General features: G+C 51.3%; 26 protein-coding genes. 8 read left to right on the forward strand and 18 right to left on the reverse strand.

The window, feature by feature from the left end; translation table 11 throughout:
- Positions 1-158: 158 nt before the first annotated feature.
- From BMX66_RS13055 to BMX66_RS13090, 8 genes are all read right to left on the reverse strand, one after another.
- Positions 159-590 (reverse strand): hypothetical protein, encoded by a 432-nt coding sequence (locus tag BMX66_RS13055; protein WP_090882914.1) that lies wholly within the window; start codon positions 588-590, stop codon positions 159-161.
- Positions 584-1,537, reverse strand: coding sequence for an LPD3 domain-containing protein (locus BMX66_RS13060; protein ID WP_143058241.1), 954 nt, complete (start codon positions 1,535-1,537; stop codon positions 584-586). Before BMX66_RS13060 ends, BMX66_RS13055 begins: the two co-directional genes overlap by 7 nt.
- The gene (locus tag BMX66_RS13065; protein ID WP_090882918.1) at positions 1,512-1,706 is read right to left on the reverse strand and encodes a hypothetical protein; all 195 of its coding nucleotides are present in this window, start codon (positions 1,704-1,706) and stop codon (positions 1,512-1,514) included. Before BMX66_RS13065 ends, BMX66_RS13060 begins: the two co-directional genes overlap by 26 nt.
- On the reverse strand, positions 1,703-1,975 hold the full coding sequence (locus BMX66_RS13070) for a hypothetical protein (RefSeq protein WP_255398958.1): 273 nt from the start codon (positions 1,973-1,975) through the stop codon (positions 1,703-1,705). The genes BMX66_RS13065 and BMX66_RS13070 overlap by 4 nt, the downstream gene beginning before the upstream one ends.
- A gap of 67 nt (positions 1,976-2,042) precedes the next feature.
- The gene (locus tag BMX66_RS16165) at positions 2,043-2,138 is read right to left on the reverse strand and encodes a terminase small subunit (RefSeq protein ID WP_090883093.1); all 96 of its coding nucleotides are present in this window, start codon (positions 2,136-2,138) and stop codon (positions 2,043-2,045) included.
- On the reverse strand, positions 2,129-2,419 hold the full coding sequence (locus BMX66_RS13080; RefSeq protein ID WP_090882920.1) for a hypothetical protein: 291 nt from the start codon (positions 2,417-2,419) through the stop codon (positions 2,129-2,131). The genes BMX66_RS16165 and BMX66_RS13080 overlap by 10 nt, the downstream gene beginning before the upstream one ends.
- Positions 2,416-3,468: an AAA family ATPase gene (locus BMX66_RS13085; protein ID WP_090882922.1), complete on the reverse strand. Its 1,053-nt coding sequence runs from the start codon at positions 3,466-3,468 to the stop codon at positions 2,416-2,418. Before BMX66_RS13085 ends, BMX66_RS13080 begins: the two co-directional genes overlap by 4 nt.
- Positions 3,465-3,899, reverse strand: coding sequence for a hypothetical protein (locus BMX66_RS13090; protein WP_090882924.1), 435 nt, complete (start codon positions 3,897-3,899; stop codon positions 3,465-3,467). Before BMX66_RS13090 ends, BMX66_RS13085 begins: the two co-directional genes overlap by 4 nt.
- 279 nt (positions 3,900-4,178) lie before the next feature.
- Between BMX66_RS13090 and BMX66_RS15715 the strand changes: the two genes are divergently transcribed.
- Positions 4,179-4,451, forward strand: coding sequence for a hypothetical protein (locus tag BMX66_RS15715; protein ID WP_158593425.1), 273 nt, complete (start codon positions 4,179-4,181; stop codon positions 4,449-4,451).
- Between the two features lie 214 nt (positions 4,452-4,665).
- On the opposite strand, the gene BMX66_RS15420 is transcribed toward BMX66_RS15715, so the two are convergent.
- Together BMX66_RS15420 and BMX66_RS13105 are read right to left on the reverse strand one after the other, a co-directional pair.
- A complete protein-coding gene (locus BMX66_RS15420) occupies positions 4,666-5,253 on the reverse strand; it encodes a hypothetical protein (RefSeq protein WP_143058242.1) in 588 nt (195 codons plus the stop codon).
- Positions 5,254-5,837: 584 nt separating this feature from the next.
- A complete protein-coding gene (locus BMX66_RS13105; protein WP_255398959.1) occupies positions 5,838-7,133 on the reverse strand; it encodes a tyrosine-type recombinase/integrase in 1,296 nt (431 codons plus the stop codon).
- Between the two features lie 518 nt (positions 7,134-7,651).
- On the opposite strand from BMX66_RS13105, the gene BMX66_RS13110 reads away from it, so the two are divergent.
- The 3 genes from BMX66_RS13110 (at position 7,652) to BMX66_RS13120 (ending at position 11,023) form a co-directional block, all read left to right on the forward strand.
- Entirely contained in the window at positions 7,652-7,903 is a 252-nt protein-coding gene (locus BMX66_RS13110) for a hypothetical protein (protein WP_090882930.1), read from the forward strand.
- Between the two features lie 503 nt (positions 7,904-8,406).
- A complete protein-coding gene (locus BMX66_RS13115; protein ID WP_199679329.1) occupies positions 8,407-10,386 on the forward strand; it encodes an SIR2 family protein in 1,980 nt (659 codons plus the stop codon).
- On the forward strand, positions 10,358-11,023 hold the full coding sequence (locus tag BMX66_RS13120; protein WP_090882932.1) for a hypothetical protein: 666 nt from the start codon (positions 10,358-10,360) through the stop codon (positions 11,021-11,023). The genes BMX66_RS13115 and BMX66_RS13120 overlap by 29 nt, the downstream gene beginning before the upstream one ends.
- Positions 11,024-11,882: 859 nt before the next feature.
- Here BMX66_RS13120 and BMX66_RS13130 read toward each other — a convergent pair.
- The 3 genes from BMX66_RS13130 to BMX66_RS13140 all read right to left on the reverse strand — a co-directional run bounded on the left by BMX66_RS13130 (position 11,883) and on the right by BMX66_RS13140 (position 13,913).
- Positions 11,883-12,626, reverse strand: coding sequence for a tyrosine-type recombinase/integrase (locus BMX66_RS13130; protein ID WP_143058243.1), 744 nt, complete (start codon positions 12,624-12,626; stop codon positions 11,883-11,885).
- Between the two features lie 50 nt (positions 12,627-12,676).
- Entirely contained in the window at positions 12,677-12,931 is a 255-nt protein-coding gene (locus BMX66_RS13135; protein WP_090882938.1) for an integrase arm-type DNA-binding domain-containing protein, read from the reverse strand.
- Positions 12,932-13,310: 379 nt separating this feature from the next.
- Positions 13,311-13,913 carry a hypothetical protein gene (locus BMX66_RS13140; protein WP_090882940.1) on the reverse strand — a complete coding sequence of 201 codons (603 nt, stop codon included), beginning with the start codon at positions 13,911-13,913 and terminating at the stop codon, positions 13,311-13,313.
- A 377-nt stretch (positions 13,914-14,290) separates the two neighbouring features.
- On the opposite strand from BMX66_RS13140, the gene BMX66_RS13145 reads away from it, so the two are divergent.
- Positions 14,291-14,947 (forward strand): PAQR family membrane homeostasis protein TrhA, encoded by a 657-nt coding sequence (locus BMX66_RS13145; protein ID WP_090882942.1) that lies wholly within the window; start codon positions 14,291-14,293, stop codon positions 14,945-14,947.
- 135 nt (positions 14,948-15,082) lie between these two features.
- On the opposite strand, the gene BMX66_RS13150 is transcribed toward BMX66_RS13145, so the two are convergent.
- Positions 15,083-15,544, reverse strand: a complete 462-nt coding sequence (locus BMX66_RS13150; protein ID WP_090882943.1) for a glycine zipper 2TM domain-containing protein — start codon at positions 15,542-15,544, stop codon at positions 15,083-15,085.
- A gap of 220 nt (positions 15,545-15,764) precedes the next feature.
- Between BMX66_RS13150 and BMX66_RS15425 the strand changes: the two genes are divergently transcribed.
- Complete coding sequence (locus BMX66_RS15425; RefSeq protein WP_143058244.1) at positions 15,765-15,947, forward strand: hypothetical protein; 183 nt, start codon at positions 15,765-15,767, stop codon at positions 15,945-15,947.
- Between the two features lie 160 nt (positions 15,948-16,107).
- On the opposite strand, the gene BMX66_RS13155 is transcribed toward BMX66_RS15425, so the two are convergent.
- Positions 16,108-17,580, reverse strand: a complete 1,473-nt coding sequence (locus tag BMX66_RS13155; RefSeq protein ID WP_090882945.1) for a tetratricopeptide repeat protein — start codon at positions 17,578-17,580, stop codon at positions 16,108-16,110.
- 285 nt (positions 17,581-17,865) lie between these two features.
- Complete coding sequence (locus BMX66_RS13160; RefSeq protein ID WP_090882947.1) at positions 17,866-18,363, reverse strand: hypothetical protein; 498 nt, start codon at positions 18,361-18,363, stop codon at positions 17,866-17,868.
- Positions 18,364-18,540: 177 nt separating this feature from the next.
- Between BMX66_RS13160 and BMX66_RS13165 the strand changes: the two genes are divergently transcribed.
- Both BMX66_RS13165 and BMX66_RS13170 read left to right on the forward strand, forming a co-directional pair.
- Entirely contained in the window at positions 18,541-19,305 is a 765-nt protein-coding gene (locus BMX66_RS13165) for a polyamine aminopropyltransferase (protein WP_090882949.1), read from the forward strand.
- Between the two features lie 198 nt (positions 19,306-19,503).
- On the forward strand, positions 19,504-19,689 hold the full coding sequence (locus BMX66_RS13170) for a DUF3460 family protein (RefSeq protein ID WP_090882951.1): 186 nt from the start codon (positions 19,504-19,506) through the stop codon (positions 19,687-19,689).
- Here BMX66_RS13170 and BMX66_RS13175 read toward each other — a convergent pair whose 3' ends face one another.
- Positions 19,690-20,892, reverse strand: coding sequence for an acetyl-CoA C-acyltransferase (locus tag BMX66_RS13175; RefSeq protein WP_090882952.1), 1,203 nt, complete (start codon positions 20,890-20,892; stop codon positions 19,690-19,692). It lies immediately after the preceding gene.
- A gap of 189 nt (positions 20,893-21,081) precedes the next feature.
- Complete coding sequence (locus tag BMX66_RS13180) at positions 21,082-23,628, reverse strand: 3-hydroxyacyl-CoA dehydrogenase/enoyl-CoA hydratase family protein (protein ID WP_090882954.1); 2,547 nt, start codon at positions 23,626-23,628, stop codon at positions 21,082-21,084.
- Positions 23,629-23,640 lie beyond the last annotated feature (12 nt).

Raw genomic sequence — 23,640 nt, forward strand, 5'->3', positions numbered from 1 at the left:
TGAAACCTTTAAGCCTTAAATTTCGTTATAAACAGGGGAGTTTGTTTCATTGCTACCATTGCTTCTCGATAAGCAGCATAGGTCAAGGCTAGGCGGGGCTTGGCAGACGCTTCATTAAGTGGCTCAATACTCAATACCGCCGGCTGCTACCTTAAGCCTTACATACGTAGCCTTTTCTCTCGCGTCGGCCTGCCGTACGAGACGCGGCCCCGGATATTGAAGCCCTGACCGACAGGATGGGCGCTATTTCCGCTCACTTCGTCCCGATGCAGGGGCACATAATGCTCGTATTTCTCGTTCCAGGCCGCAATCGTCTCAGGGGTCTCTAATCCGGCCTCTGTGATGATTTTCCTCGTTTTGGTGGTTATCCCATCGACCAGTGCCGATACGCGCTCCAGCGCCTTGTCGCGGCCCCTTTTTTTTGCATCGCTGATGATCTTCGCGGATTCGGCGTTACTCATGCCCGAAAGTGCCGTATTGTCGCCCTCGAACGGCTTCACACCCGACAATGCGCGCAGTTTTTCCACCGTGCGAACGTAATCCTTCACGGTTGGGGTCTGGCGCAGCTTGGCTATTTCCTGTTTCAACACGCGCCCGAGCGATTCGTCGGCAATGCCTCGATGTCGGCCTCGGCATCGCGCAGCTCGCGCCGCGTTCGGACGTACGCCTGCACGTCGGCGTCCTTCGCCAGCTTGTCGCGCTGCGCGGTCAGCACATAGGTTTTGCCCTTCAACTGCTGCTCGGTCGGATTGATTTCGCGCATGGCCGCGTTGCGCGATGGGGTATGACGTGCATGCAGGTAGCCCTCGATCTCTTCATATTCCAGCTTCTCATCATGGATGGCCTTGATGAGCGGGTCGCGCATGTCCTGCTCGAAGTCGTCGGTTCGGGCACGGACCATGCCGGAGTACCGTTCCTCGGCCAGTACCGCATCCTGTGTCTCGGGTACCAGCACGGCACGCTTCTGGATATCGCGTAGCGGCATGAAGCGGTCCTGAAAATTGTAGATGAGGGTGTCCACGATGCGGTCCATGCGGTCCCGGAGGGGAGCGGCAGCTTTAGCAGGATTAGCCGCAGTGGAGCGGGAAAATGCGGAACCCGAATCGTCGGGCTTGATCCCGTCCTTGACAATTTGGACCATTTGCGCGAATCTAGGCGTAACGCCAGCGGGCGGAATACTGGTCAGGTTTGGGGAACCAAGCCTCTCCGCTATCCTTTTAGACGCTGGCGTTGCTATTTCCACCGCTTGCAGCGTGTATATCCGGTTGCCGCCACGTTCCGGCGCGTGAAATCCTTCACCAGCATTTCCACATGCAGGATCTCGCCCTTGAACTGCCAGCCGGAATAGCTGGTCTATATTGGCTATTGCCTCATAGTGCGCAGCTCGTGAAACAGAATGGTCCATCGCGGTGGCGTCCAGCATTTTCCCGAGCGATTGCTTGGTCACGCTCGCAACAATACCTGTTTCCGCGTTCTCAAGCGGTTTCCCAATAAAGGACTCAGCGACGACGTTAAAATCGGGACTTCTCCTGGGCACTTACAAACTCGATGATGAAGATCCTGTCGGAAGGCCAATCCTTCAATCCGGCACGTATCCTACCGTCCCCGCAACTCTCGCCTTCCTCTAACAGAACAAGTTTGTACTCTACGTCATCTCTGTTGGGTACCACTGCTTCCAGCATTTCCACCCGTCGAAGAATGTTCATTTCAGGAACTTCCTTTCCATTTGCAGGAGTCGTTTTTCAATGTCCGTTGCCTCAATTAATTTACCGATTCCTGTCAGAATATAGGCTAGCCTTCCCGCTTCGCTGGTATCCATCGCTCCACCTCGTGCTTCACGATACACCCGTGCCATCTCACGGCGTATGTCCTCAAGCTCGTTCAGCCTGATTTTTGAGGGGGTAGGGGTACATGTACCGCTTGTGGCATCAATGGTTACAGCCTGATGTTTTGCACTTTCTATTTGCTGTTTCATTCGGTTTCCAATCGAAAGTTGACCACCGGTCGCCTTCTCGTCAAAAAAACCGGCGTCAGTCTGTTGCTTAGGCGCTATAGCCAGCGCATCTGTAGGCAGCAGTGTCATTCAGGTCGAGGCAATACTCTGCTGCAAATCTTTGCTGTTTTAGTGTCAGCTCGATGAATCAGTACGCTTCGCCGCAGAACCGAACCAGGAGAGCAGTTCGGGGTGCGCAACAACGTCCCCTTTATGGTGGGTACCTAGTTGCGTGCCTTTTCCGACTTGAGTTGCGTGCGTGTTGCACAGCTTGTTGCGCGCTAGATTGAGCAACAATGCGGCTTTGGTGGCGTCCCGTTGCGTGGCAGTTGCGCTACCAGTTGCGCTATTAACTGGCGGTTGTTGCGCAGTTGCGTTGCTAGGAAACGCAACATGCAACAAGCTCTGTTCTGGAGCGACATTCATTCGCCTTTGCTCATCCTCCGATACTCGTTAGCGCTCCTATCTGTATCCTTTTTTTGAATCAGGCCCTTCTCTTTCGCCGTCCACCAAGCGCGCGAAACGGTCGATTTATGAATACCCAGCTCAGCGGCAATGTCTACCTGCGCCAACCCCTCGTTCGCAAGGGCTGCAACTCGGCGGTAAGTGGCCTCTACTAACGATTTCCATTCCCATTTGCTCTTCTTCTCCTCGCTGACCGTCAGTTTAACTTCTATCGGCTCAACGTCGGGACCGGACAGGTGCCTCGCTTTCTCATAGTGGATCTCAAAGCAAGCGCCCTGGGCTGGATCATAGTCTGACGGTCGGCGAAGGGCTATAACTACGTCCAGCAGGTCTTCACGCTTTGAGGTGCCGCGTTGCTGCCCATTTTTGCCGCTGTGATGGATGAAGAGAACGCTTCGACCGAGTTGTCGCTGAAGTAACGCCCACTCAGAAACGCTCACCCAACTTTCGGCGTCGTTCTCGCGTGCGCTGCCGCGCACCAGGCAAGAAAGGTTATCAATTACTATCAGCTCCGCATCCGCCCGGTCAGCAGCGTCACTAATGGCTTGTTGACCTGCATGTGTTGAAAGGTCAGGCATTGAACCTTGCTGCAGGTCAGGGGTGATGATCGTCAGGAACCCCGATTCCGGCTCTGCCTCGTTTGAGGCGACGATGGCGCTGAATCGCTCTTGTAGTGCTGGCCCCGGCATTTCTCCGTCAACCAGTAACACACGCCGCGGCTTATCTGCTTTCCAGCCAAGGAACTCACCGCCACACGCCACCGCATAGCTTACACCCAAGCTGACGTGAGTCTTTCCTACTCCACGCCAGCCGTAAATCATGCTGAGGCTTTGCGTCATCAGCCAGGGGGAGAGGATTGTTTCACGAGTAGGAAGCTCCATAGCAATAAAGTCATGCAGCCCAACCGCGTGTAGTGGCCTATCACACGGGTTCCTGGGTATCTTCACTGCTGCAAACGCAGCCTTGGCCGCAGGTGACGCGTCCACGGCCTCAAGCGGATTTATCTTCATTTATCCCCTCCTACGTCAGCACTTTGCGGCGGCTTGATGAGGGTAACGACGGGTGCGGTGCCAATGAGGTCGAGCGCAAACGTCACGAGCAGGGATGGGTTTGCCAGCAGGATTTCCTGGACAAGAGCATCGACCCGGTGAGCTTCCTGGCTGCCGTAGATTATCTGGACCGGTAGGCCAGCAAGGAACCTGAAATCGAGCTCTGCGGGATTCGCATCTGCGGGAATAATGATTCGAGGATAGGCTCGGCCCAGGTTCCAATCAAACGAGACTATCACTTTTCTGACGGGCACTTTTCCGGCTTCCCGGATCGCCATAAGCTGCTTGCCGTAGGGCGGCAGTCGTTTATAATTACGGTTCAGTTTGGCTTTAAAATCCGCCTCGGTTGCCGCCGGGGCGTTTTCGTTTGTGCGAATCATTTCGGCGCTCATATCTCGCACCCCTTGCCCTCTAGAACGCCACCTAGCCCTCTGACCATTGGACCTGCGTAATCTCGGTCTGCATTAAGCGTCAAATTGCACATCAGTTTGCCTTTCCGTTCACCAATGCACGGATTGCAGAAACCGACCACGCGAGTCGGCCATTTATACGAACAGGGCGGAGAGGCCCGTTTTCCAGGCACGCCCAAACCCTAAGGGTTTGCGGTTTCCGGTTTAAGTAATAGGCGGCGGTGCTAGTTGGTACTGTTGGACGAGTAATTTTTTCTAACGGTGGGAATAGCTCAAGAGGTGGTGGTGTTGCTAGAGATGGCGGGAACCGACCAATTACCGCATGCGGCGCGGGTACTACCTCAAAAGATGGTTCTGTTGCTGGAACTGAAGCCTGCTGAACAACCATCTCTTCCCCAGGTTGAGCTTGATCAAAAGGGGGTTCCGATACTATTGGCGATGGCGAGGGAACCGCCCTATTTTCTAGCGGTGGCACTAGCTCAAATGGTGATAATGCCTCAAAAGGCGCGGGTTGAACGATCAACTCTTCCCTAGGAGAATATTGATCATAGGGAAACGCGGTTCTCAGCAGGGAGGACGGTTGAACAATTACCTTTTTCATTTAGGAACCCTCTTTTCCGTTGAAAGAAGATGCCTATTTTTTCGCTTTTAATTGAGTGGGGAAAATATGGCGGAATTCGAGGGGAATTGGGGGTAATTTGGTGGCAAATCCGCCGGGGCAGTAACAAAGAGTGGGGAAATTTGGCGATTATTCCAAATTGCCATCTAGCAAATATTTCTTCTCTCTTGATCTAGCAGGCAGATTATCAGCTAATTTACGATGGCAGCGGGCCAAATCCCAGTTCGCTATCCCTCGACTCAGAAACCAAATGCCCGCTTTGTATGGATTGAATAGCCTGCGACCAGCCCGAGCTTCTGCGAGCCCGTTCCTTTTGGCGTGATTTGCCCAGCCTTTCCATTTACCGTCGGCTGGAAACATTTTCTCCAGCACTTCCATAGGCACAGAGTCAAACAAGGCGGCTAGTTCTTCCGCAAGATCCTCCTTGAGAGAGTTTGCCGCGCCGGCAGTTCCATTCTCGCCCGTTAGAGTTTTGCCGGGATTGTTTTCACCAATTTTTTGGTCGAGAACGTTTACAGTGGCTAAACCGGCTTCCGGTATGCAGGAGTCCTCATCGAGGACAGGAACGGCAGGCCGCGCGAGAACGCTATTGTTCGGAGCAATACTGATGTCATGACCGGGGAAATGTCGATACTGATACTGCTGCGTTCCAACGGGCATCCCGGTAGAATTTTCAGGCTCGTTTTCAGTGAACCACTGGAACCCTTCCATCACCATGGACCTCGTGTAGGCATCCATCGGTGGGGAGAGAGTCAGTCCATCATTGTCGTGCGGAGGCTCATGGGAAATGATATCTACCCGATCAGCTTGCCATGTCTTCACGAACTCGTCATATATGACGAACCAACCAGCTGGGAGGGCTGCCGTAGCCGCAATGCTCCAAACAGCGTAACTTGCGATAGTAGTCGGAAAAACTTCTGTCACCGCTGCTCGAACGCGCTTAATACGCGTCACAACCTCGTCCCATTCGACTGGATTTACCGGCGACGAAAACGCCCCCCGGACACGGTATGCCTCCAAAGCCCAGTTCCTCCGGAAGACATCAGCGCCGAAGGGATCATCTCGGGTAAAACGCTGGACCAAAATATCCGGCCTAAATCGGGGCGAGTTCGTTACATATGGTATCGCTCTTACCGGAAGCACCTCCCGTCCCTCAACCCAGAGGGTTATTCGTCCGTGAGTCATATTGCTCCTTTTGGCTCCTGTCATAACGCGCCTTAAAACACCAGCTCTAACAACGAAGTGGAGGAAACGGTTTTTCACTTGCTAATACAGAACAAGGATAGGGCGAGGGTGAAATCCTATCCTACTATGCGTAAACCCTCTTTGGCGGGCAACACAGACTCGATCCCCGCCTGTTCTAATATCCACGCTTCAATCTTGACGTGCCACAGGTGGAGCAGGTCAAGTTCTCGCTGTATGTAATGTTTTTCTGCGATTGCACTCGGCTTGTGACCCATTATCTGGGCAACTATGCCGGCGGGAACTTCTACCCACTCGGCTAATGTCCCAAAAGAACGGCGTAAACCGTGCAGGGACAGTGCAGGGAGAGCGGCGGCACGCAACGCCCTGTTGTGAGGATTACGGGGTTCCTCAAGCCTTCCGGACGCGGCCGCAGGGCTACTGAAAACAAATTCATTGCGTCGCGGTAGCGGCGCTATTAAATGCTCCACGTATGGCGTTAACGGTATCGTACGCTCCCCTTCAACCTTATCGCGGATAGTTAAACTCTTCCATTGAAAATCTACATCCTGCCACCGCAGCGCAGCCAGCTCGTTTCGCCTTGCACCCGTCAACAGCAGGGCCTGTAAATATCCGGCGATAATTGGGTTCCCGATTCGTCTCACAGATTCAAACCATGGCCGAATTTGAGCCCTCCTCAAGCTGTCATTTTTCTTGACTTTGGCTACGGGCACCTTCTTTTTTACCTCATCGGATAGGCAGGGGTTGGATTTCACGGAGCGGCGATACTCCTCTTTCTTGGTACACCAGGTAAGGAAAGCACGGAGAACGCTGAATGCCTTAGCGGTTGTAGCAGGGGCATGGGTGGCCTCTTTTTCTAACCAGGCTGCAACGACCTCCGCATCAACATCGGTAAGACGTATCGTCATAAAAGGTACAAGTACACCTGGTCGAGTTATCTCCGGTTCATTCGGTCTGCGACCACGAGTACGTTTTACTCCCCCTTCCTGCAAAAAATATCGCAGGTGCCCTAGGTGCCTTTCGCCCCACTCCGGTTTCCCGTCTTTCATTGATGCGCTACGCTCAGCCATATATGCCTTCCACGCCTCAGCAACAGTTACTGATCGGCTTTCTTTCTCCAATTTCAGTGCGGTTGCTTTAGCTTCTTCCGCCGCACTCCTGTCGGCTTCCACTTGACGTGGGTCATGGCCTTGATCTATGAGCACTTGAAGTCGGCGAGCTTCGGCTTGCGCCTTGGCAATGCTCCAGGCGCTCACATCCCCAATCGTGATGCGGATTGATTGTCCTTTTATCTTCGATTGGAAAACGTAGCGCTTCCGATGCGAGTTGGCCGTTGCACGTACCCCTAGCCCGTGCACTTCCTCGCACCAGAGAAAGGCTTGTGCTGTCCCCATTGGGCATTGAAAGCTTTGAAGCCTTCCCGCTGTAAGTTTTACCTTTGCCATCAACCCGACGTTTGTAACCGATTTGTAACCGCGTTTTCAGTATATAGCGGAATACTTATCAACGCAACGAAGGAGCCGTATAAGTCTAAGTTGCTGTTAAATCGAGGAATATGGTATTGGCAGAATAGAGATCAACAGAGATAAATCCGAGAAACATCCTTCTCCTAAGGGGTAGGTCACACGTTCGATTCGTGTTCAGGGCGCCAAATTGACCCTGTTAAACAAAAAGTTAAAAAATATTTTAATGCGTTAAACTTGGTGAATTGATCTCCGTGCAACTATAGTGCAACCTTACAACTCTTTTAACTAGATGAGGAGTTGTAAGAAAATGACTATTCAATTAACAGCACAGCAAGCAAAAACTGCACGTGTCAACGCCCAATTGTCGCGAGGTCGTGTGGCAAGCGATTTCGGCATCAACCGTTCCTACCTTTGCCAATTCGAGTCAGGCAAGTTACTGTTTGACGATGCAACCCTTAATCGTCTTCGCGATTATTACTCCAAAACTGATGCAGGGCTTGACTCAGGAGCGCATGTATCTTCCACGCAACGAGGTCATGGGTCTCATGGCCAGAAATTACACCATCATTGAAGAGCTCCAAGGTCATGGGGTTGGTCTTGCCAACCACAGCCGAAAAGATAACAAAACTACGGTACGCGACTTCGTGGGACTTCGGTTAAAGCTATTTGTCGTAACCTCCGCTGGTTTTGCTGTTTAGAGCTCGAGTTGGTGTTTTCAGGAGGAATATTCGGGACGTTAGGCATATCCTCTATACACTCAGCTACTTAGCATGTATAAACGTCCATCTCCTTATAGTTTGTACGGGACAAGTAGTGTCCCGTACGGTCCCAGTACCGGCAGTGTGCTTGGAAGCTCCAATGTCGCGTTGTGATTGATGATGCCCCAAACGTCCCGTTGTCCCATAACAAGCTTTAATAAAACCGTCTACCGCTGCAAACCTCGTTTCAGTGTGTAAGCACATTCAATAAAGAAAGTCCGACCCGTAGCGGTAAACTCGTGTAATCCGGCCTAAAACTGAGAAGCTTAGATCAGCCCTGAGTAATTAGCGTGCCATCGCTTTTTATAATCCGTTAAAAGCCCTCCTTGATTCGCGAAGGACACCTAACCGGTTAATGTTTATAATCTTATCTATTTTAGGCCCCGATTAAGAAGGGTTGATTATGGCTATATTTGCCACTAAGTAGTGCTCAGGGAGAGATCGTGAAAATAGATGAGATTGCAAAACAATTAAAAGGAAAAAGAAAGAGTGTTTCAGATCTAGTCCGCTTTATATCTACGCAAACTGAACACAACCCAAATTACACGCTTTTGCTGGGAGCTGGTTGTTCCATAACCTCAGATATAAATTCTGCCATTGACCTTACGCGACAATGGCGCAACGAACTTTGCGGGACGATTACTGATATTGAGGAACAGAGGGCTTACTTAAAACAAGAGCATGGCGATTGGTATGACCCGGCTCGTGAATATGCATCACTCTTTGAAAAGAAATATGATTTGCAACGACAAAGGCGCATGTTTGTAGAAAAAGAGGTATCGGGAAAGATTCCTTCTCTTGGTTATGCTTACTTGACCGCTTTAGTAAATCAAAATTACTTCAACACAATATTTACCACAAATTTTGATGATCTAATTAATGAGGCGTTTTACTTATATTCAGATAAACATAAACGACCGATTGTATGTGCGCATGATTCATCAATAAATAGCATAACAGTTACTTCTAAGCGTCCAAAGGTTATTAAGCTCCATGGGGATTATCTATTTGACGATCTGAAAGCGACTACACGCGAGACGGAGTCGCTAGAGCAAAACATGAAAAGAAAGTTCTCGGAGTTTTCAAAGGATTACGGATTAATTGTCATCGGGTATTCTGGCGGCGACCGCTCAATAATGGACACTTTGACGTCCTTACTTAAGAGTGATGAGTATTTTAAAAGTGGGATTTATTGGTGCATCAGAAAAGATAGCGAAGTTTCGGAGGAGCTAAGAAAATTGTTATGGAAGGAAAAAGTTTATTTTGTCGAAATAGAGGGATTCGATGAATTTTTTGCTGAGTTGTATCAGACGATTAATAAGGGCGAGGAATTACCTTTTTCTACAATTTCCATTTCACGTCGTCCTACAGAAATAGTACATCGCCTGCTGAGCATGCAAGGCAAGTTTCCGACGGAATCACCCATCCTGAAAAAAGCGCATGAACTGCTAATGAAGCAATCTAAAAAAGCCACGCTGATGGAAATGGTGTATCAATCGGAAACGAACGAGTTCAAAGACGATGAAAAATTCTCAGATGATGAGTTAATTACCCAACTTGAGATACAAAATCTGATTGAGTCGGGAAATTATCAAGAGGCTATTCTTAAAGGTCGTGCTGCCCTCCGCAACATTATTAATCCTGCTGCCAAGCGGCGAATGCTGACTTTAATTATTCAAGCCAATCGCTATTTAGGGGAATTAAGTGAGGCTGTTTCTGTGGTCGAGGAATTAATTTTATTCCAGCCTCATAATTCAGCCAACTATCTTCTAAAGTCAGGTCTGTTGTCAGATCGATCACAGAAAATCGCCTCGGTAGAGAAGGCTATCGAGGTAAACCAGTACTTCGCGAGAAGCTATTATGAAAAAGCCGCGCTATATGTCTCGGAAGCGAGGTCGAGCTATGGAGATGATTGTAAGCAAGCAGTTGAGGTAGCTCAGGAAGCGCTAAGAATCGGTCTTTTAAGAGACCCATCAATACATAACCCCTGCTGGGCTTTGAAGTTCAGCTTAATAAAAGAGTTTCAGAAGGATAAACAGGTACGTGATGCTGAATTAAACAAAATAATTCAGCAACTGTGCGAGATGAATCCTAACTCATCCAAGGTCCTGACATTAAGACAACAACTGCTTACAGAAGAAGACAGAGCAGAGTTAAACGTATTGCTTGGTGACATTTCTAGGATTAAACAGCGTAGCGACCCGACTCTGCATGCAGAGCTTGACGTCATTCGCTTGCAAAGCACTGCCACCTGCAATAACACACAGGAAATAGCGCGTGCATTATCATCAGTTGTATCAGAGCATGATCTGATGAAGAATCATGAGTTAGCGCTGGTTGTGGCCGAACTGACACGTGAAAAACTTGGCCGAGACGACGACGCTGTTACATTTAATGGAAAATTGTCTCAAGGCTGGGTTTGATGCGAACGTTGCGCGATGTTTAATTGAAACATTAACTGACCTTGGAAGACGGACAGAAGCCGAAGAGGCATTCAAAAAATGGCGCCATCGCCTATCTCTAAGGGTGTCGGTTCAGTTGCACATTAACATCCTTGAAGAACGGAAAAACTTCGATGGCATGTTAAACGAACTAAGGAAGTCCGCCCCTTTTTTCGACAGTCATAATAACCATCTGATGTACGTGATGCTAAGGATGGGAGCTTATGAAGAAGTCAAAAAATTTGGGAAAGAGATACTCACATCTATTAATTTTTCTCCAGAGGCAGGGGCTGAAATAATAAATTATGAGCTCGCATGCAAGAGATTGGGCTCGAAAGTAAAGGTTGACCGACTTGAAAAAGTATTGCAATTTACTAGTGCTTTTTCAACGAAGGCGGCCGTGTACGCACTTTTGGATAATAAAAAAGAGATGATCGAAAACATAAAAAAAGAAATGAAAAGGGATAAAACATTTAGATTTCTGGCAGCCCGCTGGCCAGTATTTGATACAGTAAGAACGATGCCAGATTTCTCGCAAGCAATAAGTCTGAGTACTCCGACCCCAACAAATGCACCCTTGACCGCAGAAAATGTAATTAAAATAAGTGCGAATGTGTGATACGCAATTTCTAACCCTTACGCTACCTGATCAATAATAAATTTTATTCTATGTAATACTCATTTAATTTCTATATGTTGTTCTCGCATACGCTAATCGGTTTCTAAAATTTCCTCCTTTACCGCATAAAATCTTTGCCGCCTGGATTGTCCCGACAATAGGTGTTTACTTTTAATGCGGTTAGGGTCATCTACTATTAATAGATGCCGTTTTTTCAGTTCCAGTGCCACCTGCTGTGTTTGGAATTCACCGCATGGCTTCCTTGAAGCCGACATCATTGAAAAGAAACAAATCCTTATGTCTATAGCCTGCGCAGTCTCGAATCAGCGAATCGTGACTTCTGCTGGAATCGAATCGTGACATACCGTGTTTTTGTATGAACTCGCGCACGTTTCTTACTCCCCTATCGGCGTCGCTCAGATAGCTAGCATCATCTAGCCATGCCTTCCAAACGCTTAAAATTGCTTCGTCAATCTCTTTTATACTGAAGGGAAGTATTTCAAACTCCACTCCAAGTATTCCCGCACTTTTCACAAGCGCAAAACGTTGTAAAGCACGTTCTTGTAACGCTGTTAATCCTCTTTTCGGGCCTCATTCTCCTTATTTAGGTCAAAATATATTAGTCCTACCTTTAAGAGTCTATCGGCTACGGGGCTATTGGAATTTGGTGCAATGTCCTGTTGACTTGCTATTTCAGACGCCTCTTTAAACAATTCAAGAGGAGTTTTGATACGATCGGGCTTTCTCAAATTATCACTCACTGTCTACTCTGTAACAGGCCTAGTTGCCTTCGGAAACATCGCTAGCGCTGCCGCATTCACGGCTTGACGTACAGGGTCCAGATTCAGCCGTGCATATATCAACGTAGCTTCCTGACTCTTATGCCCAAGGTCTTTCCGATCATTTGAAGGCTTGCGCCCTGTGCTGCCATAAAACTGCCAAACGTACGACGCAAATCATGCATTCGTAGATTCTCGATCTCAGCATGTTTTAACAATGAAGCCCACGCTTTTTTAGGTTCCTCAATGTGTCCGCTTTTACTCGTTCCCGAGAATACCCACTCCCCCTTTTCTACCTTACACCTATGGTTAAGTATCTCTAGAGCAGGGCTAGTAAGTGCCACCTGATAGGGCTCTCCATTTTTTGTATCAGGTACACGCCAAATGGCTGCGCTCAGATTTATATCCGCCCACCGCATTTCCGCAACATTACTCTTTCTGGCACCCGTAGCGAGAAGCATCATAAAAAAATCACGCATTGTTGCACTTTCCAGTTTGTGCAAGGCTGTAAGGAAACGCTCTAGCTCGTCGCCGTATAGAAACCGGTCTCTCGATACCTCTGGATACTTCGGAATGTTGGCTGTGGGATTGGTATCTTTAAATAACTCCCAATCAATGGCGCGGTTGAACATGGCGCGTAACAAAGCAAGCGTGATGTTTGCTGTAGCAGGGCTTATGGTTTTCGCGAGCTTGGCAATATATACCTGTACATCGCTGCGCTTGATTTCGGATAACTTTCGATTGTTCCATTCGGAAAGGTACCTGCGATAGTTGTTTTCGGCATTCTCAGGTTTCCTGTTGCGCGTTCTCGCGTGTCTATCCATATAGATCACGTGCAATTCGCCCAAGGTTAACTCTGAGCGCCGCTGGCGTTTCACATCATTCCGATTCTTCCCGGCATCCAGTTCGCTATTGATCTGGTCTGCTCGATTGTGGTATCAGGATAGCGTCCGATTAAAATGCGTTCAGTCTTCCCTTGATGTTTTCTGAGAACATAGAAGGTCTTGGTACGCGCGGCCACCATGACGCAAAGCCCGCGAGCCTTATGATCGTAGTAGACTACTCGTGGAGCAGATGAGTCATTTGCCAGCGCATCCAGGCTGGCTTTGGTAAATCGAATTCGGTTCATATGCTTCCATTGTTCAGGCGCGGTTGCACAGTTCTAAGCAATTTAGTTAAAACGCCTGAAAGTAAAGAGTTGTTCTTCTGTGCAACCATAGTGCAACCTTTTTGCGGAAACTGAAGCTATTTCCGTGCAACAAGGTGAAACGAAGATTGTCAGTAACTAGCTGTTGTGTATAGCTTGAGGAAGGAAGATATAAAGAGGAAAAATTTGAGGAAAGCGTGCGCCAACTAACTCCTAAGGGGTAGGTCACACGTTCGATTCGTGTTCAGGGCGCCAATCAAGACTCAGCCGGAACCGCGGCTTTCTGAGTTATCTCTACATTCTCTCAAGTGCCGTGTTCTCCAGTTGACGTGCTCTGTGTAAAGATCCTGACCTGGGTCATCTAGTCTGGCCTTAGCAACAATTTAGGGACGATCTCGAGGATGCCGGCAGCCGTCAATACTTCCTCGCGGCTCATGCTCGCCACAGTATGACGCCAGTTTTCCATCCACCGGGATCGCGTAAAGTCGACGGACAAATGACCATTATCGATCAGCCAGACCAGTTTTCGGATAACATCCTGAATCCGTGGCGTCCCACCGGGAATATCAAAATAATGCAGCACCAGCTTCCCACGATTGGCGCAGAAGTGGATTTCCTTGAATGTACGAAGCGCGAGGATCATATAGTCGATTAGCGATTGCCAATAGATGTCGTCGTATTTTTTCCAGGATGGAATCATGAAGCGGTTATAGGCCGAATTGCATTTTCCCTTCTGTGGCAGATCGCGCTCGAGCAGGACCTGCACAGGCAGGAGTTGGTCTTCCGCGATTTGCGACAGAACGACATGCAAGCGTTCCCGCTGCTGGACTCTTACAATTTTTTCGATTTGCTCAAGCAGGCGGCCTTGTCCCGGTTCATGGCTCACCGTTTCCAGAATATCCTGAAAGGTCAAATAAGACCGAGGATGGTCTGCCTGTGCCGCTGAATCAGAATGTGCGTTCATGTGCACCTCCACAATGGTTTGACGAGTCGCGCAGATAGATTGATATTGAATATTAGTATCGTGGATTGCATTACGCAGGGAATCTTGCCGCCCTGCTTACGCGATTACACCAAAGTTGCACAGACAACAGAAAAGCCTTGCCGCCCGGCTGAGGTAACGTTACGGTAACGGGTGACGTAACGGTGACGCTTCCAGATACAGAGGCAGATGAAGATAGGAAGAAAGCTACCGCACCCCCCTGATTTTCACGTCACCAACAAACTCCAGGCCCAGATGGTGCAAAGCTAATTGCATGTCAAGAGTGTCAACCTTGGGTACAATCTTAATACGTCAGAATTTAGGACATTGCCGAAAGCGTGCAACAGAGAGGAACTGGCATGCGCATTTTGCTTGCTGGCCCTACGCGTGAGCAGTCGCGAGCGGAAGAAATCGCGAACAGCATCAGCCACGGTATAGCGCTGGTTGCCGCATTCGTCGGAAGCCCGTTTCTCATAATGCATGCCGCAAGGAACGGGGATACTGCGTTCCTTATCGGGACAGGCCTCTTCTCCGCGACCACGATACTTCTATACCTTTCTTCTACCCTCTACCACGCCTTACCGGCCGGTAAGACCAAGCAAGTTTTTCGGGTTTTCGAGCATTCCGCGATCTTTCTTCTTATCGCTGGCACCTACACGCCATTTACGCTTGGGGTACTGCGTGGCGCATGGGGCTGGACGCTTTTCGGAGTTATTTGGTCTCTTGCCATAGCTGGTGTGGCACTGAAGGTATTCGGCAAGAGGCCACATCCTGTATTTTCGACCAGCCTTTATCTACTGATGGGGTGGCTTGTCCTGATTGCAATCGAACCGTTATCTACCAGGATGCCAGCAGCGGGACTGTCCTGGCTGGTGGCGGGAGGCCTGTCTTATACTGTCGGCGTGGTCTTTTTCGCAACCGATTCTCGGCTACTTTATGGCCACCTGATCTGGCATCTGTTTGTTATAGCAGGTACTGTATGCCATTTCATAGCAGTGCTTTGGTATGGGGCCTGATATCCAGGTCGACTGAATGCACCTAAGCAAAGTGAAAATATGGGCCAGGACATTTTATCGAATTTTCTCGCCACAATGAGGAAGGCCGACTAGCCGATGCGATTTGATAATACCGGCCTCATCTGGCACTCAAATCTACTCCTTGCAACTCTTCACATCCTCAGTAACCGTCTTCCCATCTTTCAGCACAACGGTTTGCCTGATCGTCTTGCATTCACGATCCTCGCTCGTTCCCACGACCTCGGCCTTGCCCTTCACGCCACTATCGGTGTTGCTGAACGTTTGCGTTTGGTTGGTTTCGTACGCCCGCTGCGATGTCTCTGCCATTCGCCGTTGATCGTCCTGGCCAAGGTGGCCTCCAATCTCGGAGCCGAGGTAGTATCCGCCGACACCGCCGGCGACAGCGCCGATGATACGGCCCGCGGTCCCACCGCCCAGATAGCTGCCAAGATAGCTTCCCCCAACAGATCCGGCGACGCCGCCAAGAATACCCCCAAACCGTCTTGTTTCCGCTGACTGGCACGCCGCAAGGAGCATGACCAGCGCTACTACCATCACCCGCTTGAACCATGACATTGAGATTGATGTTCCATCCATGATATTTCCCTCCAAAATTTTATCTGACCTCTGATTCGTTTTTGCCCAAGGTGTCGGGACGTCGGTTCTGACGCCGCATGATCCATCTTTCTTTGGACTCGTGCCGTGTCGGGTTACATACGGGAAACAGGGTGCTGGATGACGCAATTGACAACGCCCTGTCGTACAGGATAAATTCCAAGTTATTTTGTTTTGCCTGTTTTATATTAGAAGAATTGTGATGAGAATAAAGAGAATAATCTCCCTGGGTATGCTTCTGGCCGTGCTCCCGATGCTTTCGGGTTGCTGGTATGTGGTCGCGGGAGGAGCTGGCGCCTATGGGGGATACAAGATGAAAGAAAAAGGCTACACGCTGCAGAACCCGATTGCCAAGGAGAAGCGCAGTACGCAATCGTCCAAGTAGTCCGGCTTCAGGCATATTTGATCTCGCCTTCGATTCTCCCTGACTCCCACTCTTCCTGATCTTCCGGCGGCTATCCTTTCGTGTCCTGTTGCGTAGCCACCTGTTTTTCAGGCGGCTTTCAGGTAGCCTCGCCGCTCGGCGATAAGCCTGTAAGAGTGCATTACTTCTGATGCGCTCTTGCCCACTCTTCCGCTTGCCGCTGGGCATCGGCAATTTGTACCGGCGTCATCAACTTTTCCATCAGCTCGCGGTTCTCTTTCGCATCCTCATAATCCCCCGCGCTGGCAATGTTGAACCACTTATCCGCTTCGATATAGTCTTGTGGAACGCCGGCGCCCTTGTAATATAGCACCCCCAGATTCGTTTGGGCTCCCGGATGACCCTGCTCGGCTGCCTTGCGATACCAGGACAAGGCTTGCGCATAATCCTGGGGCACTCCCTGACCATTGTCATATTTCACGCCCAGGCTGTATTGCGCCCTCGCATATCCCTGTTCCGCCGCCTTGCGATACCACGATAACGCTTGCTGCTCGTCCTTTTCGACGCCGCGGCCTTCGTCGTACCTTACGCCCAGGTTGTATTGGGCATCAGGATCTCCCTGTTCCGCCGCTTTGCGATACCAGGTTACCGCCTGCTGTTCGTCCTGTATGGCGCCTTTGCCCGTAGCATGCATGACGCCGAGATTGAATTGCGCAGGCGCATAACCCTGCTCCCCCGCCTTGCGATACCAGGCTGCGGCTTCATAATCGTCCTGTTCTATCCCCCGGCCTTTGGCATACGCGACGCCAAGCTTGAACTGTGCCCTTGCATATCCCTGATCGGCGGCTTTCCGGTACCAGTGGGCCGCCTGCTTATAGTCCTGCGTAATCCCTTCGCCAGCCGCATACATGACCCCGAGATTGAACTGCGCGTCCACAATGCCCTGCTCGGCGGCTTTGCGATACCAGGACACGGCCTGCTGATCGTTCTGTTCAACGCCGCGGCCTTTCGCGTACAGTACGCCAAGTGCATATTGCGCGTCGGCATATCCCTGCTCGGCAGCCTTGAGATACCAGGATGCGGCTTGCTGATCGTCCTGCCCGACTCCCTGGCCTTTCAGGTACATGAATCCCAGAATAGCCTGGGCGGGCGCGTGCCCCTGCTCGGCGGCTTTGAGATACCAGGAGAGGGCCTGCTCATAGTCCTGGGCCACCCCCTGGCCTTTTGCGTACATGACGCCCAGATTGTACTGTGCTACTGCGTATCCCTTGTCCGCGGCCTTGAAATACCAGAGCATGGCCTGCTGATAGTCCTGCTCGAGCCCCTGGCCTTTGAGGTACATGAAACCCAACATGGACTGCGCCGGAACGTCCCCCTGCTCCGCCGCCTTTCGATACCATTTCGCCGCCTGTTCATGGTCCTGCGGGACGCCGCGGCCTTTTGCGTACAGAACGCCCAGATTGAATTGCGCATCCGCGTTGCCTTTCTCCGCAGCCCTCCTGAAAGATTCCGCGGCTCTGGCGTAGTCCTTGCTTAGAATGAACTGCATTCCATCCTCGAAATCTCCGGCAAAAGCCGCGAGGTTCAGAAATGCCAATATCAGCCCTGTTATTGCCGGTCCCGCTATCGCCAGTGGTATCGATAAGCGCCTCATTTACACACCATTATTCCGCCAACCCCCGTGTTAGAACTGCCATTCCACGCCTCGCGAGCTTTTTTGCTACCAACGCTTTTTGCTCCATCGTCTAAAAACCGAACTTTAACGTGAAAAGCCCTCGACGTGCTGGCCGCTGCAAGAACGCCATTCTAACGCGGAGCCGCCGCCAAAATTGCATGTGCGACTCGGCGAAGTGATTTATCGTGAAAGGAGGCTTTGCTCTGCTAACTTCTGACCGGAGGTCGGAGGCTGCGAAGGTGAAACGAAAGATCCCGCGTATTTTTACGGATTCGAACAGGCTTTCAGCTTCTCCCACGCTATATCGCCCTCGTATTTCTTGCCGTTCAGCGTGGCGAATACGGTTGCATTGTCTGTCCTTTTTATCATCAGGACAAACGAATAATCGGGATTGATATCGCCGCGGGTGTCAGCATTTGGCTTGTATTGCTGAATCTTGGGAGGCGGCGGGCCATGACGGAAAACCGCATCAGGGTTTAAGGGTGAGTTGCGCGCATATGTGCCCGGTAACGAGCCATATTCATAGGCATAAATTTCTGTTGCCTCCAGATCCGGATATCTGCGTACATCATATTGCAGGCCGCGGATTACCCACCGGTTATCCGATTGAAGGTTGCTGATGACACAATGTGCAAGCGCGAGATGATTTCCCGCAAATTTTGCTCCACGAGTTTCGGTTTCCTCTTTTAAGCCGATGCCTGCGCAGGCAGTCAAGAGGCATGCTGATAAAAGCGGGGCTAAAGCTATAATGAGTTTGTTCATGCTTGACGCTCGATCGCGGTCCTGTGTTTGCAGCGAATTAATCACGTTTACCGTCGTCGTTCTCGTGGATGATAGCCGGGTTCAGCAAAGGCTCTTTCCTTGCTAACCGCGTCATGTAAACGTAGGCTAAAAATACCGGGTTGTAAAGATCATTGAACTGTATTTCTGGATAAGTGCATGAGTTCTGTATACGATTTTTCGAAACGGTCCAGCCGATCGGACGCCGATGTTCAACTAAGTGAGCAGGGCGGAGTGCGTTTACTCCATCTGGGCGGAAGCAACGTGCAGAGCGCCATGAGGCTGACCGCGCCGCACGAACTCGAACTCGCTTATACGCAATGCATGATGGGTTTCATGCTGTTCCATCCCAGCCCGGAAAATATTCTGATGATCGGTCTTGGGGGAGGATCGCTGGCCAAATTCATCTATCGCCGGCTGCCCCTGACCAAAACTACCGTGATTGAAATCCATCCCGAGGTGATAACAGTGGCGCGTGGTTATTTCTTTTTGCCAGCCGATGATGAACGCCTGCAGGTGGTGATCGGCGAGGGCGGCGAATATGTCGCCAGTCATCCCTGCAGCGCGGATGTGCTGCTGGTTGACGGTTTCGATGATTGCCGTCAGGTTCCTTCGCTTTGTAGCCAGGATTTCTACAACCGCGCTCGCGAAGCATTGAAAAAAAATGGCGTGCTGATTGTTAATCTTCTCAGCAGAGATAAAGGATTTCAGGATTATATAAGGCGCATAGAGCATGCTTTTCCCGGTTGTGTTGCCACATTGACGGTTGAGGCGCACGGTAATCTGATAGTGTTTGCCTTCAAGCACAGCCCCGGCAAGCAAGTCTGGGAAGACCTGCAAACGCGCGCTACAAAACTGGAAGCAGAACTTGGCCTGCCGTTTACCAGGTTCGTCAGAAAATTACATCAGCGCAAGCCCTTCTGAATCACCGTGTCACCGTTTTTTTGAGAAGTGAATGGAGGTGTTGAGCCGTAACCCATCAGCTGCGGGCGGACCTCGCATCCTCCACTGTATTAACACGGAAGGTTTACCAATTCAACATACGCTGACCCGGCTGCTACAACGCCCTGTTTATGGTAAAGTTTCAGGTTTGCAGTAATAAAGAAAGGAGAGAATCAGAGTATGAAACTGTACGAATCGGACCACACCAAATTCATGCGCGAATTGTTTGAAAAAAACCCGAAACTGGCGGAGGATCAGAAAGAAGCACGCGCCATCTGGTGGGATAAGAAACTGGACCTGGAAGAGCGTAAGCGCTTCAAGGAATCCGCCGTGGCGCAGAAAGCCTACGTCTATTTCGGAAAATAATCATAGCGCTTCGAACACGCCCGCCGCACCCATGCCGGTTCCGACGCACATCGTAACCATGCCATATTTCTTGTGATGCCGGCGCAGACCGTGCAGCAGCGTGGCGACGCGGATCGCGCCGGTTGCGCCCAGGGGATGACCGAGCGCAATCGCGCCGCCCAGCGGATTGACCCTGGCGCGGTCCAACCCCAGGTCGTTGATAACCGCCAGGCTCTGGGCTGCGAAAGCTTCGTTCAATTCGATCCAGTCGAGATCGTCCTGTTTTAAACCAACCTGTTTCAGTGCCTGAGGTATTGCCTTGACCGGCCCTATACCCATGATCTCAGGCGGTACGCCAGCGACCGAATACCCTAAAAAGCGTCCTATAGGCGTGAGATTGAAGCGCTTCAATGCGGCTTCGCTCGCCACGATCACTGCGCCCGCGCCGTCCGACATCTGCGAGCTATTGCCCGCCGTTACCGAACCATTGGATGCGAACACCGGTTTCAGCGTAGCAAGAACCTGCGGACTGGTTCCGGGACGCGGGCCTTCATCCGTGTCCCGTACCACGGATATGTCCCGGACTTCATGCGAAGCCAGATCGGGCCGCTTTTCCTCCACGGTGTATGGCGCGATTTCCTGCGTGAATTCCCCTGTTTCAATAGCTTTGAGCGCTCTTGCATGGCTTGTTACGGCAAATTCATCCTGTGCCTCACGGCTGACTTGCCATCGCTGCGCGACTTTTTCCCCGGTTATACCCATGCCATAGGCGATGGCAACGTTTTCATCCCTCTGAAATATCGCCGGGTCCAAGGCCATCTTGTTACCTGACATCGGTACCATGCTCATGCTCTCGGTGCCCGCCGCGATAATCACGTCAGCGTTCCCCAAGCGAATGCGGTCGGCAGCGAGCGCTACCGTTTGCAGGCCGGATGCACAGAAACGATTGACTGTCATTCCGGGGACGTTATTGGGTAGTCCTGCGAGCAAGAGCGCAATACGGGCGACATTCAAACCCTGTTCCGCCTCCGGCATGGCGCAGCCGGCAATAACATCGTCAATGGCCGCCGGATCGAGCCCTTCACATTGTCCCACCGCAGCTTTCAACACATGTGCCAGCATGTCATCCGGCCGCACGGTTTTGAACATGCCGCGCGGCGCCTTGCCCACCGGCGTTCTCACGGCGGCAACAATATAAGCTTCCTGAGTTTGTCTGGTTGTCATGTCTGTTTCCCTTTAACTCCAATTGGTAAGACCGCGATGGTATCCAGTCGGCTTTAATCCAGAGCAATTAGAGCGCCGGATTGGCGAATCGTGCGATATGCGACCCATTCTTTATCAGAGGCAGCCTTACAAGCTCGAAAATCCCGATGAGGTTGCCTGGGAACTGAGGCGCGAATTTTCATGAATAGCCTAATTCCTCAGCGGCTTCCCGGTTTTGAGCGTGTGTGCCACGCGCGCCTGGGTCTTCTCGGTCGCGAGCAATTCTATGAATGCGGTACGCTCCAGCTCCAGAAACCAGTTCTCGTCGACCACGCTGCCGGGGGTTAGCTCACCTCCGCACATGACATGAGCGAGTTTCGATCCGATCAGATAATCATGCTCCGAGATGAAGTTGCCTTCGCGCATGTTCACAAGCATGCCCTTGATGTTGGCGATACCGGTAGAACCAGCCACGTTAATATTCCGGGCTTTTAGCGGAGGACGATAGCCCGCTTCCGCCAGTGCAAGCGCCTGTGCCTTCGCGACATGAAGCAGTTCGAACCGATTCATCACTATCGTGTCCGCACGGCGCAAATACCCCAGTTCCTTCGCCTGCTCGCCGCTTTTTGCCAATTGTGCGGTTGCCACGCTTTGAAAATAATTTTTCAGTAATGGAAAAGGATCGCCATCTTTTGCATCCTGCGATGCTCTCAGGGCAAGTTCCTTGCAGCCGCTGCCCGCTGGCACTAATCCCACGCCGGTTTCCACCAGGCCGATGTAGCTTTCCAGCGTGGCAACCGCGCGGTCGCAGTGCATCACGAATTCACAGCCGCCGCCCAGGGCAAGCCCATCCACTGCCGCTACAGTTGGGATCATCGAGTACCTGAGGTCCTGGGAGGTTTGCTGGAACTGCGCCACCATTGCTTCCACTTCCGCCAGTTTTCCCGCCATTAGCGCATCGGCAAGATTAAGGCTGCGCGCCGCCTTGAGCACAGCGGATTGAGCTGTTTTCCTGAGTTTTTTTGCCAATACGCTCAAGGCGGAAGGCGGTTCACCGCTTTTCAGGCGCTCAGTTGCCTTTTGGAGATTGGCGCCAGCAGAAAACGGAGGCTCGGTCTGCCAGATCACCAGTGCGCGCCAGTTACGCTCCGCTTCCTCTATGGCCTGCTGTACGCCATCCAGAACGTCGCTGCCAATGGTATGCATCTTGCTCTTGAAGCTGAGAATGGCAACGCCGTCATCGCCCGCTCCGTTATCCCCGGGCTCGGCCGCGGTATGCCACATCCGCACCGCATCGGTTTCGAATATGGTGTGGCCGTAATGCGGCTCCTCGTTCAGCAACCGCTCGGGAAACAACTGCCTGCGATATACGGGCAATGCGGAGCGCGGTCGAAAAGTGTTCGTGGATGGCGCGTAAGAACCTTGCGCCCTGTGGACGCCCTGTATGTCCTGATTTGCGGCTTGACTGAGGCCTTGACCCAGATCCCGCACCCATCGGGGCAGAGGTATATCGCTCATGCTTTTGCCCGCAGCGATATCCTCGTTTATCCACTCCGCAACTTCACCCCATCCCGCTGCCTGCCAGATTTCGAAGGGCCCGAGATTCCAGCCGAAACCCCAGCGTATTGCAAAATCGAGGTCGCGTGCATTATCGGCAATTGCATCGAGATGGATCGCGCAATAGTGAAACAGATCGCGGAATATTGCCCACAGGAATTGCGCTTGGGGATGCGGGTTCAGGCGCAGCGCCGCAAGCTTGTCTGCTGGATTTTTGTATTTGAGCAACTCCCTTATATCATCGTCAGCCGTACCTCCAGAGAGGATATATTCCTTGCTGGCAAGATCCAGCACATGAATCTCCTTGCCTTTCTTCTGATATATCCCGCGCCTTGTTTTCTGTCCCAGGGCTCCTGTTTCTATCAAGCCTTGCAGCCAGACTGGTACGGCGAAGTATCTATGCCACGGATCGTGCGGCAGTGTGTCTCGCATGGTATCGATCACATGCGCGAGGATATCGAGCCCTACCACATCGGCGGTGCGGAAAGTCGCGCTTTTTGGACGGCCGATGAGAGGACCGGTCAACGCATCCACCACATCAAACGCCAGACCGAACTCTCTGGCATGATGCATGGTGGCGAGCATGGAGAATACGCCTATCCGATTGGCGATAAAATTCGGCGTATCCTTTGCCCGGATCACGCCTTTGCCGAGATACGTGACCAGAAAGGCTTCCAGGTCGTCCAGCATCGCGGCATCGCTCTCGGTGCAGGGGATCAACTCTGCCAGATGCATGTAGCGCGGGGGATTGAAAAAATGGATGCCGCAAAAACGGTGACGCAGGTTTTCCGGAAACGCCTTTGCCAGTTGATTGATGGAGAGCCCGGATGTGTTGCTGGCAAAAACGGAATGCTCGCCGAGATACGGCGCTACTTTCTTGTACAACTCGCTTTTCCAGTCCATGCGCTCGGCGATGGCTTCGATCACGATATCGCAATCCCTGAGCAGCTCCAGGTTCTGGCCATAGTTTGACGGCTGAATGAAGGCTGCCTTGGCAGAAATCGATAGCGGAGCGGGGTCCTGTTTTTTCAGATTCTCTACCGCCTTGATCACGTTGGCGTTGGGATTGTCCTGCTCGGCGGGAAGCTCGAATAACAATGTCTCGACATTGGCATTGATCAGATGCGCCGCGATCTGCGCTCCCATTACGCCGGCGCCCAGAACAGCGGCTTTGCGCACGATGAATTTGTGATTATTCAAGTCTGCCTCCAG

This window comes from Nitrosovibrio sp. Nv6 (assembly GCF_900110495.1).
Lineage (GTDB): Bacteria > Pseudomonadota > Gammaproteobacteria > Burkholderiales > Nitrosomonadaceae > Nitrosospira.